Annotated in this window: 14 protein-coding genes; 6 read left to right on the top strand and 8 right to left on the bottom strand. The window is 54.1% G+C overall.

Annotated features, from left to right (window positions below):
* From BR04_RS15550 to BR04_RS15540, 3 genes are all read right to left on the bottom strand, one after another.
* On the bottom strand, positions 1-140 hold a 140-nt coding region (locus BR04_RS15550), incomplete at its 3' end, for a MerR family DNA-binding transcriptional regulator (RefSeq protein WP_496356943.1).
* A 125-nt stretch (positions 141-265) separates the two neighbouring features.
* A complete protein-coding gene (locus BR04_RS15545) occupies positions 266-2866 on the bottom strand; it encodes a PAS domain S-box protein (protein ID WP_496356941.1) in 2601 nt (866 codons plus the stop codon).
* Between the two features lie 136 nt (positions 2867-3002).
* On the bottom strand, positions 3003-3347 hold the full coding sequence (locus tag BR04_RS15540; RefSeq protein ID WP_496356940.1) for a cupin domain-containing protein: 345 nt from the start codon (positions 3345-3347) through the stop codon (positions 3003-3005).
* A gap of 280 nt (positions 3348-3627) precedes the next feature.
* Between BR04_RS15540 and BR04_RS15535 the strand changes: the two genes are divergently transcribed.
* Positions 3628-5838, top strand: coding sequence for a DUF1156 domain-containing protein (locus BR04_RS15535; RefSeq protein ID WP_496356939.1), 2211 nt, complete (start codon positions 3628-3630; stop codon positions 5836-5838).
* Entirely contained in the window at positions 5819-6853 is a 1035-nt protein-coding gene (locus BR04_RS15530; RefSeq protein WP_496356938.1) for a hypothetical protein, read from the top strand. Before BR04_RS15535 ends, BR04_RS15530 begins: the two co-directional genes overlap by 20 nt.
* A 159-nt stretch (positions 6854-7012) precedes the next feature.
* On the opposite strand, the gene BR04_RS15525 is transcribed toward BR04_RS15530, so the two are convergent.
* The 3 genes from BR04_RS15525 to hcp all read right to left on the bottom strand — a co-directional run bounded on the left by BR04_RS15525 (position 7013) and on the right by hcp (position 11174).
* Positions 7013-8584, bottom strand: coding sequence for an ammonia-forming cytochrome c nitrite reductase subunit c552 (locus tag BR04_RS15525; RefSeq protein ID WP_496356937.1), 1572 nt, complete (start codon positions 8582-8584; stop codon positions 7013-7015).
* The gene (locus BR04_RS15520; protein WP_496356936.1) at positions 8577-9044 is read right to left on the bottom strand and encodes a cytochrome c3 family protein; all 468 of its coding nucleotides are present in this window, start codon (positions 9042-9044) and stop codon (positions 8577-8579) included. Before BR04_RS15520 ends, BR04_RS15525 begins: the two co-directional genes overlap by 8 nt.
* Positions 9045-9512: 468 nt before the next feature.
* The gene (gene hcp / locus BR04_RS15515; RefSeq protein ID WP_496356935.1) at positions 9513-11174 is read right to left on the bottom strand and encodes a hydroxylamine reductase; all 1662 of its coding nucleotides are present in this window, start codon (positions 11172-11174) and stop codon (positions 9513-9515) included.
* Between the two features lie 335 nt (positions 11175-11509).
* Here hcp and BR04_RS15510 point away from each other — a divergent pair, with 335 nt between their 5' ends.
* Positions 11510-12130, top strand: a complete 621-nt coding sequence (locus BR04_RS15510; protein ID WP_496356934.1) for a CBS domain-containing protein — start codon at positions 11510-11512, stop codon at positions 12128-12130.
* Complete coding sequence (locus BR04_RS15505; RefSeq protein ID WP_496356933.1) at positions 12127-12663, top strand: HPP family protein; 537 nt, start codon at positions 12127-12129, stop codon at positions 12661-12663. The genes BR04_RS15510 and BR04_RS15505 overlap by 4 nt, the downstream gene beginning before the upstream one ends.
* 3 nt (positions 12664-12666) lie before the next feature.
* On the opposite strand, the gene BR04_RS15500 is transcribed toward BR04_RS15505, so the two are convergent.
* The gene (locus BR04_RS15500) at positions 12667-12876 is read right to left on the bottom strand and encodes a hypothetical protein (RefSeq protein WP_496356932.1); all 210 of its coding nucleotides are present in this window, start codon (positions 12874-12876) and stop codon (positions 12667-12669) included.
* Positions 12877-13165: 289 nt separating this feature from the next.
* The gene (locus BR04_RS15495; protein ID WP_496356931.1) at positions 13166-15787 is read right to left on the bottom strand and encodes a diguanylate cyclase domain-containing protein; all 2622 of its coding nucleotides are present in this window, start codon (positions 15785-15787) and stop codon (positions 13166-13168) included.
* A gap of 335 nt (positions 15788-16122) precedes the next feature.
* Between BR04_RS15495 and BR04_RS15490 the strand changes: the two genes are divergently transcribed.
* Both BR04_RS15490 and BR04_RS15485 read left to right on the top strand, forming a co-directional pair.
* The gene (locus BR04_RS15490) at positions 16123-18135 is read left to right on the top strand and encodes a PAS domain-containing protein (RefSeq protein ID WP_496356930.1); all 2013 of its coding nucleotides are present in this window, start codon (positions 16123-16125) and stop codon (positions 18133-18135) included.
* Positions 18136-18343: 208 nt separating this feature from the next.
* Positions 18344-20341, top strand: a complete 1998-nt coding sequence (locus BR04_RS15485) for a methyl-accepting chemotaxis protein (protein ID WP_496356929.1) — start codon at positions 18344-18346, stop codon at positions 20339-20341.
* Positions 20342-20420 lie beyond the last annotated feature (79 nt).

Here is a 20420-nt window from a genome sequence, read left to right as displayed (position 1 = left end):
TAACAGATGGTTTCATGCTTTTCTCCTTCCCCGACAAAACCCCTGACATCGTAACGCCTCTGGCCTGATTCTGACTTGATGAACCGGATCTTGCCGCTGTCTGCCCATTTTCTCAAGGTGTTGGGATGGACTCCCAGCATCTTTGCGGCAATCCGGCTTGGGAAAAATTCCATTGCGCCTCTTTGTTTGTGTTTATAAATAAAACTAAACAAAGATTAGTATTCTAGGTACTATGTGTCAACCTCCTGTTTCTGTTTTCTGATCGTTAGGGATACGAAAACAATCCAGCGGCTTTGCCATGCTCATCAGGCAACCACTTCTCCAGCATCCTGAAAAGAAGCTCAGGCTCCACGGGCTTGGAAAGATAATCATCCATACCTGCTTCCAGACACTTTTCCCGGTCTCCCTGCATGGCATGGGACGTCATGGCAAGGATGGGAACAAGGGGATTCCGTCCCCCCTGTCCCCGCCGGATGGCACGGGTGGTCTCAAGGCCATCCATGAGGGGCATCTGTACATCCATGAGCACCAGATCATAGGTACCCCGCCCCAGGGCTGAGAGAGCTTCCTTCCCATTTTCCGCCGTTTCCACATGAAAGCCCATTTTACGGAGCAGGCCCGTTGCCACCACCTGGTTGGTCAGGTTGTCCTCCACCACCAGCACCCGCAGACCCCGATCCCGGAAAAACCCCACCATGTGGCGGCAGACATGGTCATCCTCCGGGCATGAGGCATCTGCATCCTCCCACACCTGTTTTCCCAGACATACGGTAAACCAGAAAAGGGAGCCCCTTCCCTCCGCACTGTCCACCCCCATCTCGCCCCCCATGAGCGCCACAAGCTGCCGGGTGATGGCCAGCCCCAGGCCCGTCCCCCCGTATTTGCGGGTCATGGAGGCATCCACCTGGGTAAAGTGCTCAAAGATGCTTTCTTTTTTGGCTTCCGGAATGCCAATGCCCGTGTCCTGCACACAAAAGCGAAGCCGCAGTTCCCCCTGCCCTTCTTCTTCAAGGAGAACCTGCACCGAGACTTCCCCCTCTTCGGTAAACTTGATGGCATTGCCCGCAAGGTTGGTCAGAACCTGACGCAGACGGTGGGGATCTCCCCTCAGGGCATCGGGAATTTCCGGTGCCAGGGTACAGAAAAAGGAAAGCCCCTTTTCCCGGGCCTGCACGGCCAGAGCCGGGACAAAGTCTGCCATCATGCGGGTCAGGCTGAAATCCAGCAGCTCCAGCTCCAGCCGTCTGGCTTCAATTTTGGAAAAATCCAGAATATCGTTGATCACCGTAAGAAGCGTGTTGGCACTGCTCTGAATGGTCTCCGCATAGCTGCGCTGGGTGGAATCAAGGGCCGTATCCAGAAGCAGGAAAGTCATGCCGAGGACACCGTTCATGGGGGTTCGGATCTCATGGCTCATGTTGGCCAGGAACTCGCTTTTGGCCAGACTGGCAGCCCTGGCTTCCATGGCCATATGGTTGGCCCTTTCCATGGCGGCCTCCAGATCCCGGTTAGCGGCAAGAAGGGCTTCCCTGGCCTCCTTTTCCGCAGAGATGTCCTTGATAAAGGCCATGGCAGCGGGCCTTCCGTCCCACTCCAGAAAAACCCCGCTCACCTCCACCCAGGCCAGCACACCGTTTTTTCTGACAAAACGCACATGGTAGTGCTGCTCCACAGCAAGACCTTCCAGCCGTTTTCTGTAATTTTCAAAAATAATGTTTCTATCCTCCGGAAAAACCAGCTCCAGAAAAGGCCTGTCATGCAGCTCTTCTGCCGTATAACCGGAAAGCGTTACCGCCATGGGATTGGCATATTTGAGAAGCCCGTCCTGGGCCACCACAATGGCCTCCTGGGAGGTTTCCACAAGAATCCTGTAGCGTTCCTCGCTGCGACGGACGGCCTCCTCCATGCGTTTTCTGTCCGTAATGTCCTGATGGGTGGCAAGAATACAGCGCCTGCCCTCATGCTGGATGAAAAGGCCGCTGGCAATGACCCAGAGTTCCCTGCCGTCGAGTGTCCGCATGTGCAGCTCCCGATCCCGGACAAGGCCACGGGTCTCGATATCCGTCACCCACTGCTTTCTTTCCTCGGGCTGCATCCAGAGAAGGGGAGCCATCTCCTTACCGAGAACCTTCTCTTCACCCACTCCGAACATTTCAAGGGCCTTGGAATTCACATACAGAATCCCCCCCTCCAGAGACACAATGGCCATGCTTACGGGAAGGGTTTCCACCACCTTCTGGAACTGCACCCTGCTTTCCTGAAGTGCCACATCGGTCTGTTTTTTTTCCGTGATATCCAGCACAACACCCACAAGGCCCTGCACATGCCCATCGCTATCCATCAGACTGGCTTTATGAAAAACCACCTCCCGAAGTTCCCCTCGCTGGTTTTTCACCTGGGCCTCATAGACCTGCTGGCCCGGTCTTGCAAAAAGTTCTTCATCCTTTTCATGGTAGATACGGGCCAGTTCCGGCGGGCTGACATCAAAAGCGGTAGTCCCCACAAGTTCCGCCTCTTTTTTCCCGAAAAACACCTCGAAGGCCGTATTGCAGCCCTGATACCGGCCCTCCCTGTCCTTGTAAAAAACGGGAACCGGAAGGGTGTTGAACAGAAAGCAGGGTTCCCAGACCCGCCCCTTCCCCCCAGCCTTCTGCTCCTCAGAGTACCGGAGTTTGCGTTGCAGGCTGCGGCTGCGCCAGCCCCAGAACAGGGCCAGAGTCAGAAACACAAGGCTCAGTCCCCAGGGAAGCATCTGAAACTCCCCTGCCCCGTGATACCAGAGATCCCGGAAGGCGGTGCTGTCCGGTTCCGAAGCCTGGGCAGGGATCAGGCTTCCTGGAAACAAGAGGAAAAAAAGACAAAACAAAAGCCCCCTGCCGGAAAAAAAACGATCTTTCTCCGGTAAGGGGCATGGGGACAGGGCAAGTGGAAGGACGGTCGCTGTTTTCATGCTTTTTTTTACATCAAAGGCCATCCTCCGCGCAAGGGGTCAAAAACAGCGTTCACTCCGGTTTCACCACCACCAGCAGCATCTTGAAAGGCTCCAGGGCATCCAGGGCATGGGGAATCCCTGCGGGCATGACCACGGATTCTCCCGCCTTCAGCGCCAGTTTCTTTTCTCCGATGGTGATGGCGGCATGACCATCCAGAAGATAGACAAAGGCGTCTCCTGTGGAGGCATGGGCGCTGATGCCCTCACCTGCGGCAAAGGCAAAGAGGGTCACGCCCACGCCCTTTTTCTGGGCCAGGGTACGGCTCACCACCCGGCCTTCCTCATAATCCACAAGGGAGGCCAGCACAATGGCCTCGGAAAAGGGAATGTTTTTCATCAAGGTTTCTTTTTCCATGAGAGATCTCCTTTTCTTTCGAGAAGATGCGTTCTTTTTTAAGGATGCATGGAGAGAGCTCGAAGTGTCACCCTCTTCCCTATTGACGCTTTTATTCTCACATACCCGCGTGTTCCTATTCCTTGATACAGATCAAGATCCGGACAACTATTGTCAAAAATAAGGATCAATACGCTGTTTGGATACACGCCTCCTTGCCATCACAGGGAAAACCGGTCTATGGTATCCCTTCGACGCAGCAAGCCACCTGAACCATAAGCCCTCCCGGACAATCCCGATAATGATAGAAAAAAAATTTGATATCCCCTTCATCGCCCAGCTTGCGCTGCGGGAAAAGCAGATCCAGCAAAACTACAGGCCTGTCATTGCCGTACACAAATGGTTTGCACGACGACCGGGCACCCTGTTCCGAGGTCTGATCCTATCTGAATTTACACAAGATCCCCTCAAGGAAGCCTTCTATAAGAGCCATAATCTCAAGGGCCTCTGCCTGGCGGATCCCTTCATGGGGGGGGGCACCCCCATCCTTGAAGCCAATCGTCTCGGCTGTGATGTCATGGGCTATGACATCAACCCCATGGCCTATTGGATTGTAAAACAGGAAATTGAACATCTGAATCTTGATCTCTATGCCAAAGAGGCACAAAATCTAAGGGCTTACCTTGAAAACGAGATCGGCCCTCTTTACAGAACCCAATGCCTGACCTGCGGATCACACGACGCCCATGTTAAATATTTTCTGTGGGTTAAAACCATCCCCTGTAAAAGCTGCGGAGAAGAGATACGGCTTTTCCCAGGCTATCTTCTCTCCTCGGATGCAAGACATCCCAGAAATGTTTTTGTCTGTCCCCAGTGTGGTGGACTGACCGAAACAAAAGAAAAAAAAAATCCCGGAAACTGCATCCACTGCTCTGAAAAACTCCACCTTCAGGGGCCAGCCGCCAGGGGACACTGTGCCTGCCCCGCCTGTTCATCGGTCAATACCTTTCCCAATCCCTCCGATGGCCCCCCCGGACACAGGCTTTTTGCCCTTGAATACCACTGCCCAACCTGCAAACCTCAGCATATGGGAAGATTTTTTAAGGAACCCGACACCTCCGATCTCCATAAAATTCATGCCACAGAACAACGCTGGGCCAGCCTGATTCCAGCCCATGTTCCTGAAGACGAGATACCCAAAGGTGATGAAACCAACCGGCTGCACCGATGGGGCTACAGGAAGTACCATGAAATGTTCAACATCCGCCAACTTCTCGGACTTGAACTTTCCGCCCGCTTCATCGCCAGCCTTAAAGAAGAACGTACTCGAAACGCCCTGGCAACCAATCTTTCGGATCTTCTGCGCTACCAGAACATGCTTTGTCGTTACGACACCACTGCACTCAAATCCCTGGACATCTTCTCTGTACACGGCTTTCCCGTAGGACTGATCCAATGCGAATCCAATCTGATAGGCATTATGGAAACCGGGCGGCAAACCTGCATCGGAAGCGGTGGCTGGGCCAATATCATCGAAAAATATAAAAAGGCAAAAACTTACTGTACGGCCCCCTTTGAAATTCTTCACAATGGTTCCCAGAAAAAAATCATACCGATAAAAGATGAGTGGATCGGCGATACTCCCCCTGAAAACACGTCCAGGATACCGCGAAAGGTGGTGCTTTCCGTTCAGGATGCCGCCACAGGGGAACTTGAGGAGGCATCCCTTGATGCCGTTTTTACCGACCCTCCCTACTTTGGCAATGTTCAGTATGCAGAACTGATGGATTTCTGTTATGTCTGGCTGCGCCGCCTTCTCGTGTCCACATGTCCCGTTTTCCAGCCCACGTCAACGCGAACCCCCGGAGAATTGACCGGAAATGCGGAAATGGGCAGAGGGCTTGATCACTTCACAGAAGGCCTTTCCGCCGTATTCCGCCATATGGCAAAGGCTTTGAAACCCGGAGCCCCCCTTGCATTCACCTACCACCACAACAGCCTGGATGCCTATTATCCCCTGGCGGTCGCCATTCTTGATGCAGGCCTGACCTGCTCCGCCTCCCTCCCATGTCCTGCGGAAATGGGGGCATCCATACACATCAACGGAACCGGGTCTTCCATTATCGATACGGTTTTTGTCTCCCGCTCAAAAGGGATCACCCTGCGAAGATGGATAGGGCACACGCCGGAAGCACTTGCCGACATGGTGAAAAGGGATGTGTCTTTGCTGCAAGAGGGCAAAGTTACACCCAGTGCAGGGGATATCCGATGCATAGGCTATGGTCATCTCATCCGCCTTGCCATCTGGTTTCTAAGAGAAAACTGGAATCCCCAGAGCCCAACGTCCTCGCGCATTGAGAAGGTGGCTCAATGGATTCAAACCTTTGGGGGACGGGATAAAATCGAATCCCTGCTTTCCCGGCCAGAAAAAGGGACAATGGAGATCCCCTTGCCCGCCGTCCATGAAAACCCATCCCCTTATGGAGAAGACAATGCTGAAATTTCCTTTTGAAGCCACAGAAAAAGAGCTGGAAAACACACCGGATATCTATGTGGATGCCATCTTTTCCTGCCTTGAATCCGAATTCCTCACCATGCCAAAGGGTGCAGGGTTTATATCTTACCCGGTATTTGAAAGTGCCTATGAAGTCCTCAAGGCTGCGACATCAGGCTTTATGGCCCTGACCCCGGAAAAAATTCTTGAAGTCGCATTTTCACATCCCATGGTTCTTGTGGTACTCCGCACCATGCTGGGCTTCACTCCACCGGAATGGGCCTATCTCACGGCACAAAAAACAGGATTTCCACTATCCCAAAACGCCATCCGCACCCTGGACAGAAAAGCGAGAATCAACCCCCATACAGCCTTTCCGGACAAGGGGCTCACGGGGGACAGAATCCGGGCCATGGTCACAACGGCCTGTCTTTTTTTAAATGAAGGCGTTCCTGAAATTCCTGAAGAATACCTGCACCGCCTGGATAAGGCAGATACCCGGAACGGCTCAGAAAGCATCCGCAACCTTTCCCGCATGGGGCTTCCCTATGCCATGCTCCTCTATGAACGTTTCCTTGGACGGCCCTTTGCCGGACACAGGGATTCTGTCAGTGAGCTCATTGGAGATGGACTGGAATCTGCGATTGAAGCCGTTCTGCACAAGGCAGGGATCAGCTTCCGGAAAACCGGAAGGGCTGAACGTATTCCAGGTTTTGATCAGGCTCCGGATTTCATCATCCCCAGTGAATTCAATCCCCAGGTGATCATTGAAGCCAAAATCACCGAAGACGACGGTACGGCAAGGGATAAGGTTACCCGTATTCAGCATCTCGGTCAGCTCAGCCTCAAGGGTGTTTCCGGAACGGAGTCCCCCCGGTATGAGGTAATTGCCTGTATCGGAGGAAGGGGCTTTGGAGTACGGCGGGAAGATATGAAAAAAATGATCCTTGCAACGCGGGGTAAAGTCTTTACCGCAAAAAGCCTGAATCAGATGGTGGCCCATACCCGGCTCAAAGAGTTTAAGACTCTCTGATAAGTTTAATTGATTACCATCTTGTTTCAGCGTGGCAACGATAGCTGAGGCAAGGTGGTAATCAGATAAGTTTATGCTTACAGGAAGGCAAATCCTTCAGCCTGACCAGGAACAGGGGCCCGGGTTTTCCCGGAAACCCCTGTTTTTTTTACTGCATCATCATTCCGCAGCCTCCACCCGCTTATTGAGATCCCATACAGGATCCGCCTCCGGCAAAAGGGGCAGATACCCCAGCCAGGGATGGGAGGCCAGATGCTCCCTGCTCTGCTGAAGTTTCCGGCTGTGCTCCAGAATGGGCGGCACGACTTCCCGGATGTCACCCTCAAGCTTTGGAGCAATGGCATAGCCCGTCGCCTGCATGGCGTAGTTCACCGCCTCCTGACTGTACTGCTGGGAACGGGCCAGGGTTTCCAGGGCCTTGGCCGGATTGTGGAAGCCAGCGCTGTTTTCCGCAGACACCCAGTCCCAGAACATCTGCCCCTTACGGATGCGCTCCTGGGCGGCAATGAGAAGGGTTTCATGATTTTCCGGCTTCTCGCCCTCATATTCCCGTGCAAGACGCACGGCTTCATGGGCTTTTACGGAAAGCTCCTGGGCCTTCATCAGCTGCTCCCAGGTGCGCTCCTGGGTGTAGATCACCCGGCCCTTCAGGTACTCCGGCGTTTTGTCGCTGTGACACTGGCCGCAGGTGCGGCTGATCGACTCCGGACTTTTCAGAGGAGACGTCCAGTGATGGGAAGAAATCTTCTTTTTGCCGTCCATACGGCGGTAGGGCATGTGGCAGTCCGAGCAGGACACCCCGGCAGCGCCGTGGGGGCCGTCATACCAGGTTTCAAATTCCGGATGCTGCACCTTGATCATGGGCGTGTCGGAAACCGCATGGGTCCAGTCCACGAAATTTTCCTCAAAGCCCTTTCGTTTCGTGGAGCCTTTATCCTTATAATATTCATAGACATTTTCAGGATTTCTCCCCAGATCCCAGGGAAAGGTCGGCTTGTAGGGCACACCCACTTCCTTATCCTGAAAATAGTATTCCACATGGCACTGCGCGCAGACGAGAGCCCGCATCTCGTTTCTGGAGGCCTCCCGCCAGTCCTTCCCCATGCGTTTCAGGGCCTCATCCAGGGGAAAGCTTGTGATGCGCAGATCCATGGTCTGGGGCTCATGACAGGTGGCGCAGCCGATGGTGTTGTCATCCAGATCCAGCTCTTCCCGGAAAAGATTGAAATTCTTCGCCCAGAAGGCGTCTCCGTACTCCTCCACCCATCCGGGTATCCTGGCTGTCTTGCAGTTGTAGCAGGTGGCGGGAAGTCCGGCCTCTTCACCGTAACGGTTGATGCGGTCAATGTGCAGCACGTCATACAGGGCATAGGTATGGCCCCGCGCCCGGTTGTACTCGAAACTGAAAGGATAGCCCATCCAGAGATTTTTGAGATAGGGCTGGCAGTATTTGTAGCCCTTGGGAAGATCCCCGCAGCGGTGCTTTTCATGGGGCACGGAACCGGCATACTCCGTCATCTCTGTATCGTCGTTGTTGGCGAGAAAGGTTTCATACTGAAGGGGAAAGCGCTCCTTAAAGGCCGAGTTGCGGATTTCATCCCTGGCCAGACCCGTTTTGTAGGAAGGCGTTTTCGGTTCCGGCACCTCCGTACAGCCCATCCAGAAGAAAACAAAGAGCAAAAGACAGATCCAGGCGGATACGCCACCGCTTTTCACACAAGGCCTATTCATCGGCAACCCTCCTCAGGGCAATGGGAGATTTGGAAAAATGGGGAACCTGGCGATGGCAGTCCGTGCAGGATTCCTTGACATCCGCCACATTGAGGGTGGTCATCACATGGCAGGCCCTGCAGTTTTCATTCACCACATCCTTTGTGGCCTGATTGGTGTGGATCACATCCAGGACATCCCCGAAGGTATTCTGGTACACATCCCAGGCTCCGGCCTTGGCCTTAAACAGAATTTTCCGTATCCCGCCCCTGGGCGCATGGCAGTCATTGCAGGAAAGGGAGGCGTGCACCGAGCGCTGCTGGGTGCGCACCACCTCATACATGATGTGACAGGAGCCGCAGAACTGCGGCGTATCCGTGGCCTTCAGGGAAAAACCCGCTGCGGCATAAAGCCCCGCACCCGCCACCAGCAGGGCGCAGACGAGCAGGAATCCCATCCTGCCACCGGGAGGTGCCTTCATACAAACCTCCTGTAAAAAAGAACTCTGAAAGGGGGATGCGATCCTGAAGAACCGCATCCCGTCAATACACTTACTGATTACCATCTTGCTTCAGCTATCGTTCCCATGCTCCAGCGTGGGAACGCACTACCGGGCGCTCCTGCGCCCAAGGCCAGTATCCTCGGGAATTCCTTTTCTGGGAAATGGGTACTGACGAAGCTCCGGGACGATCCTGACCCAAACATGGGGAGTTTCCGGTTTCTGAACGTCCTACAGGCTTTTGGGCCATGGCAATGTTCCGGGGTTCAAGACGCTGGAGCGTCTTAAGATGCATTCCCACGCTGGAGCGTGGGAACGATGGGTTCAATGTTACAGGGGTAAAATCTGCGATTGCATGGCTGAGTCAGGGTGGTAATCAAAATACACTTTACCGGAAAACCCGCAGGATAAGCTTCCATGGCAACAGACTTTCTTTCCTGCGGGAACGCCCTATTTTCCGGCCATCATGGCCGCCACATCCTCTTCCGCCCCCGAAATGGGCCGGATATCAAATTTTTCCACCAGCACCCTGACCACGGCGGGAGACAGGAAGGCGGGCAGGGTGGGGCCTAAGCGGATACCCTTCACGCCGAGAAACAGAAGGGCGAGGAGCACGGCCACGGCCTTCTGCTCGTACCAGGCAATGTCATAGGAAATGGGCAGCTCATTGATGTCCGACAACCCGAAAACCTCTTTCAGCTTCATGGCGATGACAGCGAGGGAATAGGAATCGTTGCACTGGCCTGCGTCCAGCACCCTGGGAATGCCGCCGATATCGCCGAGATTCAGCTTGTTGTAGCGGTACTTGGCGCATCCTGCGGTGAGAATCACCGTGTCTTCGGGAAGACGCTCGGCCACTTCCGTGTAATAGCTGCGGCCCTTATGTCGCCCGTCACATCCCGCCATCACGACAAAGCGGCGGATGGCCCCGGATTTCACCGCTGCCACCACCTTGTCCGCCAGTGCCAGCACCTGATGATGGGCAAAACCGCCCACGATCTTTCCCGTTTCAAGCTCCCTTGGAGGGGGGCAGCCTTTGGCTCTGGCGATGAGGGCGGAAAAATCCTTGGCCCCGCCCTTCTGCCGCTCCGGAATGTGGATCGCCCCCCCATAACCCACAACCCCTGTGGTGAACAGACGGTCAAGGTAGGTGTTGGTCTTTTTCAGGGGAACAAGACAGTTGGTGGTGAGCAGCACAGGCCCGTTGAAGGCTTCAAATTCCTCGTTCTGATGCCACCAGGAACCGCCGTAGTTGCCCACAAAATGGGGATACTTCTTGAAGGCCGGATAATAGTTGGCGGGCAGCATCTCCCCGTGGGTATAGACATCCACGCCCGTTCCCTCGGTCTGGCGCAGAAGCTCCTCCATGTCCTTCAGGTCATGGCCGGAGATGAGGATGCCGGGGTTGCTGCCCACGCCGATGTTCACTTCCGTGATTTCGGGCTTGCCATAGGTACTGGTGTTGGCCTCATCGAGAAGGGCCATGGTGGCGACGGCCATTTCCCCGGCCTTCATCACAAGACTGATCATGGCCTCCACGCTGAGCTCCTTTGTGGTGGAGACCAGGGCTTCCATCATGAAATCAGAAATCTCATCCTGACGAAACCCCAGAACCGCCGCATGTTCCGCATAGGCGGCAATGCCCTTGAGTCCGATCACAAGCAGCTCCCGCAGGGAACGCACATCCTCGTTTTCCGTGGCCAGAACGCCCACGCTTTTCGCCTTTTCCGCAAAGGCCCCAGCATCGCCCGTCCAGAGTGCTGCATCCGGAAGGCTTCCCTGCCAGTCCTTTCCCTGCCTCTCCCGGTAAAGTTCCAGAAACTTTTCCCGCAGGGCCTCCCTGCGGCGAAGGCCCTCTTCAATCATGGCCGTGAAACGGGCGTCATCCCAGTTGGCGTTGGTGATAGTGGCAAAGAGTCCTTTGAGGATGAAGTCATCATGGCTGCGGTCGGACGCTCCCAGATCCTTCAGTTTTTCACCGTAAACGGCCATGCCCTTCAGGGTGAAGATGAGAAGATCCTGAAGGTTGGCCGTCTCTTCGGGCTTGCCGCAGAAGCCCTTCACCGTGCATCCCGTGTTTTTCATGGTTTCCTGGCACTGAAAACAGAACATGAGCCGTCTCCTTTTTCCCTGAATGATTTCTGTTCAAAAGCCATTGTTCCAGCAGACTCCGAAGACAAGAATAAAAACGATCTTTCAAGCGCTTTCCTTATTCCTGGCAGGCCTCATCCCCAGTACATCTGCATGTGTCTTTATCCTACAGATACAGCGATGATGAAAGAGGAATATATATAAAAAAAATAAACTTCTGAATTCAAAAGATATAAAAATGCAGAAACGGCTGTTCCTTGATACAGGTCAAGGACAGGTATGATTTTCCTGGCTAGTGTTCTCCATGAAAACACATGGCACAAGAGTAGTTCACTCTTAAATTTTCAGGAGAAAGCATGTCTGAAAAAAAAACCGAAGATACCCCCCATGGCTTATCCGATGCGGATATCATGGCCGCAATGCGGGAAATAGAAGGCTACATCGACATCACCCCGACAGATTTCAGGGAAATCTACCTCTCCGCCTATCATCATGCCCTGAAACGTCTTACCCAAAATATCCGGGTAAAAGACATCATGGTTCGTAATCCCCATGTAATCACGACGCACATGAACCTCCTCCAAGCAGCGCAACTTTTTTCAGAAAAAAATATTTCCGGTGCTCCCGTCGTAGATACATGCCAGAGGATCGTCGGCATCCTCTCAGAAAAGGATTTTCTTTCCGTCATGGGCATGAACCCTGAAAAATCCTTTATGCAGGTTGTCGCCACCTGCCTTGCAAACCGGGGCTGCCTCACCACGGACATCCGGCATGTCTCCATCACGGACATCATGAGCCAGCCCCCCGTTACCGCTGGCCCAGACACACCTCTCTACGCGATTTCAAGGCTTTTTCAAAAAAACAGCATCAACCGTATCCCCATCATTGACACCACAGACCGGGTCATCGGAATCGTCACAAGATCCGATCTCTCCAATGTTTTCGCAACCTTTCACAGAACAGAGGATACCTTATGACCTTCTGGCAGAAACTCAAAGGAAGAACCCAGAGTCCGCCAAGGGTGAGTTCCTGGGAAATTTTCTGGTCATGGCTTGCAAGCTTTCTTGGCCTTGCCGCCGTAGGACTCATTCATTTCAAGTATCTGGATCCCAGGGGCATGGTGTTCATCCTGGGATCCTTTGGTGCTTCCGCCGTCCTTATTTATGGCGCTGTCCGCAGCCCCCTGGCCCAGCCGAGAAACCTCATCGGCGGACATGTACTCTCGGCTCTGGTGGGTGTCACCGCCTTTCGCCTTTTCGGGCAGGAACCCTGGCTCGCCGCAGCTCTCGCCGTTTCAACAGCCATTGCCCTCATGCACCTCACCAGCACCCTGCATCCACCAGGTGGGGCCACGGCTCTCATTGCAGTCATCGGAGGCGACGGTATCCACAGCCTGGGCTATAACTATGTCTGGATGCCGACCGCTCTGGGTGCCTTTGTCATGCTTCTTGTTGCACTCATCATCAACAACCTTCCAAAGAACAGACGTTATCCGGAATTCTGGTGGTGAACATCAAGATAGTCCAGACGTATTGGGAACCTTACCGACGATGGCAAAAAGCCCTTTCAGAATGAAGTTATCATGGCTGCGGTCGGGCACTCTCAGAGCTTTCAGCTTTTTACCGTAGACGGTCATGCCCTTCAGGGCGAAGATGAGAAGATCCTGAAGGTTGACCGTCTCCTTTTTTTCCTTGCGGTTTTTGTGTGATTTTCCAGACTTCATGTAAATCCGGAAAACAAAAAAAAACGGATTCTGATGACTCCCCTGACCCCGCTCCAGGTTTTGCCCCTAACCTGTGTCATGCCCTGAGAGGTGGGAACTGGCCTGCATCTTCGCTTTGCAGCATGGACTCCATCGTTTCTGTTCTGCTGTATACACGTCTTTTTTTCTAACCTGATTACCATCTTGCTTCAGCTATCGTTCCCACGCTGGAGCGTGGGAACGATGAATTCAATGTTACAGGGGTAAAATCTGCGATTGCATGGCTGAGTCAGGGGGGTAATCAAATTTTCTAAAGCTGCACCCCGTACATGCAGACACAATCCCGGCCCGAGGCCTTGGCTTCGTACATGGCCCTGTCCGCCCTGTTGGAAAGCTCCATAAAATCTCCCCCATGATCCGGATACACAGCAACCCCGATACTGGCGGAAACCTTCAGGCTGTGCCCTACGATTTCAAAGGGTTTTCGAATCGCCTCGCAGACTTTCCGGGCCACGGTGAGGGCATCCTGAGGTTCCCGGATTTCGGGCAGCAGCATGACAAATTCATCCCCGCCGATACGGGCGGCTGTGTCCGAGTTGCGGAGAACATCCTGAACACGCTTTGCCACTTCCTTCAGAAGAAGATCTCCCACTCCATGGCCCAGGGTATCGTTCACGGGTTTGAAATGATCAAGATCCATGAACATGAGACCCACATGGCGAGGATGCCTGAGGGCTGCACTCAGGGCCATGCCCACCCGGTCTTCAAAAAGGGTACGATTGGGAAGACCCGTCAGGGGATCATGGAGGGCAAGACGGCTGATACGCTCCTCCATCTGCTTGCGTGCCGTGATATCTGTTTCCGTCCCTTGAAAGCCCCTCACCACGCCCATCTCATTGCGCACGGGCATACCGTTGGTCAGCATCCAGAGAACACGACCATCCTGTGTCACCTTGCAGTTTTCCGTATCCTTCAGCTCCTCCCCCGAAGCGATGCACCGAAGGCCATGGATTTTCAGGGCTTCCCTTTCCTCCTCAGGAAAGAATTCATAAAAGTACCGCCGTCCCACCAGCTCTTCCACGGCATAGCCCAGAATGCCCTTCACCGAAGCACTGACATAGGTAAAAAGCCCGTCTGTATCCACTTCCCAGGCATAGGTGCGGCTTTTTTCCGCAAGCCGGTCATAACGTCTCTGGGTCTCCTGCAAAGACATTTCAGCCCGTTTTCTGTCCGAAATATCAAGGATCAGCCCCTCCAGAACCTCCACTTCCCCGTCTTCCGAAAAAATGGGCAGACCCTGCTCCCAGACCCATTTCCGCTGGCCGGAAGCCGTAAGAATTTCATATTCAACCTGTACGGAAGTACGCCGTGCCACCCCCTTTTCCCAGGCCAGCCGGACAAGATCCCTGTACTCTTCAGCAATGAGGTCATTGTAGGCCATACGGAAATTCTCCAGAAGATCCATGGCCGCGTAGCCTGTCAGATCAAGGCAGCCTTCGGAAACGTAGATCATGGTCCACCGCCCGTCGTAACGACAGCGATAGGCCATGCCCTGGAGGTTTTGCAGCAGGACGGATTTGCTGCGCTCGCTTTCCCGCAGCCTGTCCTCCATCCGCCTGCGCTCCGTAATATCCACGGCAAGTCCCAGAACAGCCTGACACCTGCCTCCATTGTACAGATACGGAACCCGACTCACCTGAAACCAGCCCAGAACGTCTTTTCTCAAGAAAACCGGCTCTTCGGTCAACAAGGGCCTGCCACTTTCAATCACCTTCCTGCTGACATCCTGCCAGGCCTGCACCTCTTCCGGAGGCAGATCCATGTCCTCATCCTTCTTTCCCAGAAGGGCTTCCATGGGTGTTTCCAGAAGATTGGCAAGGGCCTGATTGGCAAACAGAAAATGGCCTTCACTGTCCTTTGCAAAAAGATAGCCGGGGATGATGTCCATGACCTGCCTCAGGTTCAGGGCCGCCATTTCCGCCTGACGGGCCATGTCCGTGGCCCGCTCCGTTGCTGCGGTAAGCTTTCCGTTGAGACGCTTCAGCTGAAGGCTCCAGACAAGCCCCAGAACAAGAAGAAATCCCAGAACACCAGCCACCTGAAAAACAAGGACATAATCCACCCGATAACCAATGGTCATGGCTACATGACGGTTGACGGCATCCTGTACCTCCTGAGCCGAGAGGCTGGCCACCCCCCGGTTCAGGATATCCCGTAAAAGAGGTTTCTCCCGGACAACCCCCACCCGCATCCGGTTCGCGTATTCAGGAATTTCCCCTGCGATTTTCAGGTTGAACCATCCCTCCTTCCGGATGACATGGGCGGCCATGGTCAGAGAACGCAGGGTCATATCCGCCTCTTTTTCCTCCACCATGCGAAAGGTCTCCGCCTCTGAATCCGCAATGCGCATCTTCAGGTTGGGATAGTCCCGCCGTACCCGCTCCTCGATGCTGGTACCTGCGGGAAGAGCAAGGGTCTTTCCCCTGAGGGCGGCGGCATTGGCGATATAATCATGCTCCACACGGGTAACAAAGACATTGGGATTGACAAAATAGGGTTCCGTAAAAAGAAGCCAGGTGTCGCGGTCGGGGGTCTGGTTCAGAAAGGCAAGGATGTCACAGCGACCCGTTCTGGAAAAATCAAGACTTTCGTCCCAGTTCCGGGTGGGGACAAGGGTAAGGGAAAGGCCGGAGCGTTCTGCAATCAGATGAATCAGGTCTGCGGCAATGCCGATGAATTCACCGGTTTCCGTAAGGCGCTCATAAGGCTCCCAGTCCGGATCCACACACAGGGTCACAGGCCCGTTTTCCGCAAGCCACGCCTTTTCCTCTTTGTTGAGGGGAAACCCCATGGCCGACCCCGCCAGTCCATGCAACAAGGCTGAAACGGCAAAAAAACAGCAGCACAGCACAAAGCCAAGCCCCTTTTCCATGTCCACTTTCCTTTCAGGATTTCAGCACTTTTCTGTCATCCTAACAAAAAGACGAAAAGAAAGACCAGTTCTTTTTCCCCGTATGCGTATCTCCCCCCCCTTCTTCAGCCATCGTTCCCATACTCCAGCCTGAAAACGATGGGGTCAATGCTGCATGGGCAAAATCTGCAACGGTATGGGAACGATGGATTACGTAAGAGGGGAATCCAACAACCGAAAACCTGCCCCCTGCAAAATACCCTTCCCCCACAACCGCCAAGCTGCTAAACTGCGTTCCGCCACTCAGGATGAAATCAACTCAAAGCTGACCCCATCCCCCATTAAGGTGTTTTTTCATGACATCCGATCCCCTGACCCGCTCCGGCCTTTTCATCCCTTCCGTGGATATGTTCAACATCCTGCCCCAGCCCATAGCCCTTGTGGACAAAACCTACCGGTACCGCATCGTGAATACGGCCTATGCCCTTTTCTTTGGCATACCCGTGGAGAGCATTACCGGTAAAAGGGTTGCGGAACTCCTTGGAGAAGAACTCTTTACAACAGAGATCCAGCCCCGCATGGATCGCTGTCTTGCAGGGGAATCTATAAGCTATGAGGTTCAGGTTGCTTTTCCGGCGAAGGGACTCTGCTGGATGGAAATGCGTTATTTCCCCCATGTGGATGCAGACGGGGAAATCAGCGGGCTGGTTGCCCATGGCCTGGACATCACGGAACGCAAGAAAACGGAAGTCCTCCTTCAGAAACAGCACAGCCAGGTTGTGCAGGAACAGGCCAACCTCAAAGCCATCTTTGAGGCTTCACCCGTGGGCATGTTCATTGTGGATGAAAAAGGCCGGGTCACCCGCACCAATGCCGCCCTGAAACGCTTTACCGGCAAGGTTCAGCCCGTTTCCGACAAAGAGCTTCCGGGAGACATTCTGGGCTGCGTCCATGCGGTACAGGGATGCCGCAGGAATGCAGCCTGCTCCCACTGCCGCATCCGCGCCGTACTGGAAGCGGTTCAGAATACGGGAAAACCCATCAGTGATGTGGAAAGCACCCACACCTTCACCCCCGGCAACACCCCCCATCCCCTTTCCTTCATTGTGGGCGGCGCCCCCCTCACGGTGGATGGCAGGCCCCATACCCTCATCACCCTCTCAGACATCAGCGACCGCATCCGGGCCGAAGAACGGGGCCAGTATCTGGCCAGTATCCTGGAGCACAGTGACACCATTGCTGTTCTTAAGGACAGGGATCTCCGTTACCTCCATGTGAACCGCGCCTACCTCAGGCTCACCGGGCATACGGATGTGCAGAAACTTAAAGGAAAAACCGACGCGGAACTGTTCCGGGGCCTTGCCACGGAAAAGGAAATCCGCCACTTCATGGAAAACGACCGCAAGGCCCTCTGTCTTCCCGAGGGAGATCAGATCAGCACTGAAGAAACCCTCTACGGAGAAGAGGGAAAAATCCGTACCTTTCTCACCCGGAAATTCCCCATCTACGGCAAAGACAGGGATCAGTGTCTGGGAGTGGCCACCCTGAGCACGGAAATCACCGAACGTAAAACCATGGAAAACGCACTCCTCCAGGCCAAACAGGATGCGGAAGCGGCCAACGCCGCCAAAAACACCTTTCTTGCCACCATGAGCCATGAACTCCGTACCCCCATGAACGGCATCATGGGCATGGGCTATCTGCTCCAGGAAACAGCCCTGGACACAGAACAGCAGAACTACCTCGCCCTTCTCATGGAAAGCTGTAAAAACCTGCTCACCACCATCAGTGATGTCCTGGACTTTGCCCGTATGGATGCGGGAAAAACCCGTCTTGTACCGGAACGTTTTCTTCTTTCCGAATTTTTGGGGCTTCTGATTCCCTCGCTGAAAAGCCAGGCCCGACAAAAGCATCTGGACTTTTTCTTTCTCAGGGAAAAGGACGTCCCCGGTCTTCTGGAAGCAGATCGCATGAAACTGCGTAAGATACTGGACAATCTTGCGGCCAATGCCCTCAAGTTCACGGAGAGGGGAAGTATCGTGCTCCGTGTCTCCACCCTCTCCGGCTACAGGGAAAAAAACTGGATACGCTTTGCCGTGGAAGATACGGGCATCGGTATCCCGGAAAACAAACAGGATCTTCTCTTCCAGCCCTTTGCCCAGATCGACAGCTCCAGCACACGGCGCTACGGCGGCACAGGCCTGGGGCTTGCCATCTGCCGGGAACTGGTAACCCTCATGGGCGGCGAAATTGGCGTCCGCAGCCGGGAGGGCGCGGGGGCAACCTTCTGGTTCATCCTGCCCTGCATACAGGATGCATCCGAAAAAAACGTGCCTGAGCCTGTTCCTGCGCCACCGCATCCCCGTTAAACAAAAGATTTACTGATTACCATCTTGCTTCAGCTATCGTTCCCATGCTCCAGCGTGGTAACAATAGCTGAAATGCTGCATGGCTGAATCAGGGGGCAATCAGAAAAGAAAAAAATTGGTTTTTCCCGGAAAATACCCTATCCTGATTGCCACACCAAAAGGAAACCCCATCTTTACATCTTCATTCCCCCCAAAAGGAGTTCCTCTCATGAACCTGAATGTCCGCTCCATCGGTTTCCGTCTTCTCAGCATGGGCTTTCTTTCCGTGCTGTTACCCCTTCTGGCTGTGGGCGTTATTGCCATCCAGCGTTCCTCCGCAGCCCTTACCCTCAATGCCTCGGAAAATACCCTGGGCATTGCCCGGGATCTGGCCACCATGATGGACAATATCCTCATTGCAGAAGTTCGTCTGGCTGAGTCCCTGGCGGACAAGGCTCTGGTACGGAAACTTGTCACCACGGCAAAGGAAAAGGGCATGGATGCCGCAAGACCCGAGGCCCTTGCACTTTTCAACAACCTGAAACACCACAGGCTGGGCAGCAACTATCAGGGCGTTTTTGTCACGGACGCCACAGGGCAGCTTCTCACAGGAATTCTCGAGAACGGCAGTGAGTACATCGGCCACAATGTTGCGGGCAACGATGAATTCAAAAAAGCAAAAGCCACAAAAAAAACGGTGGTCGGCAATATGCTGCGCTCCAGAGCCACAGGAGAACTGGTGCTGCCCATCAATGCCCCCATTCTTTCGGACAGGGGAGAATTTCTCGGGGTCTTCGCCACAGTCATGAAGGCGGACTACCTGGGTCACCTTGTATCAAACCGTAAACTGGGTCGTACGGGCTATGGGTATATGCTCAATGAAAAAGGCGTGGTGCTGGCCCACCCCGGAAAAGACCATATCCTCAAAACCGACATCAACCAGATTCCGGAAATGAGCCACATCGCACGGGAAATGCTGGCCGGTAAAAGTGCTTCTGAAGAATATGTTTTCCGGGGTGTGCGTAAAATGGCGGGCTTTGCCCCCGTAAAAAGCACGGGCTGGCTTCTGTCCGTCACCCAGGATCATGACGAGTTTCTGGAAAGCTCCAGGGATGTACGCAACGGCCTCCTCTCCGTTATGCTCATCTCCCTTGCCCTTGTGGGAATCATCGTTTTTTTCGTGGTGAAGTCCATTGTCACGCCCATCAATGCGGCGGTTTCAGGCTTAAAGGATATTGCCCAGGGTGAAGGGGATCTCACCATGCGCCTCAGGGTGAACACCCAGGATGAGGTGGGAGAACTGGCCCGCTGGTTCAACGTCTTTGTGGAAAAACTTCAGGGGATCATCCGGGATATCGGCTCCGGTGTGCAGACCCTGGCCGCTTCTTCCACCCAGCTCTCCACCATCTCGGACGACATGGCAACGGGTGTGAAGGATGTCTCCCAGAGAGCCGCCACCGTTGCCGCTGCATCGGAACAGATGAGTACCACCACCATGCAGTCTGCCGCTGCGCTGGAACAGTCTTCCAACAACACCAACCTGCTTGCCACGGCTTCCGAGGAGATGTCCTCCACCATCAGCGAGATTGCCCAGAGTGCGGGCAGGGGCAGAAATATCTCCGGCGATGCGGCCAGCAAAGCTTCCCGGATGTCCTCCCACATGGACAGGCTGAAGGCCGCTGCGGATGCCATCGGAAAAGTCATTGAAACCATTACGGAGATCTCCGAACAGGTCAATCTTCTGGCCTTAAATGCCACCATTGAGGCGGCAAGGGCCGGCGATGCGGGCAAGGGTTTTGCCGTTGTGGCCAATGAAATCAAGGAACTGGCCCGTCAGACCGCAACCGCCACCCAGGATATCAAGGACAAAATCGGAGATATTCAGCAGACCACAGCCACCACCGTGAAGGAAGTGGGGGACATTACCACGGTCATCAATGATGTGAGTGATGTGGTGGGCAATATTGCCGCAGCAGTGGAACAGCAGTCCTCGGCAGCCAGTGAAATTGCCGGAAACGTGACCCAGGTTTCCAGGGGCATTGAACTTGTGCATGAAAATGCCACCCAGAATGCCGGTGTGGTGGGCGATGTGACCCGTGAAATCGCCCGTATCAGCCATGCCATGGGTGACATGAAAGAAAGCAGCAGCCAGGTGAACGAAAGTGCCAGAGAACTTTCCAAACTTTCGGAATCTCTTCGGAAAATGGTCAGTCAGTTCAAGATATAAAGGAATCAGGCCCTGCTTCAGCCATCGTTTCCATGCGCCAGCGTGGGAACGATGGCTTCAATGCTGCATAGCTTACGTC

The organism is Desulfobotulus sapovorans DSM 2055, from assembly GCF_059569355.1.
The sequence above is the reverse complement of the archived record's forward strand: the minus strand, read 5'-3'. Positions and strand labels throughout refer to the sequence as shown.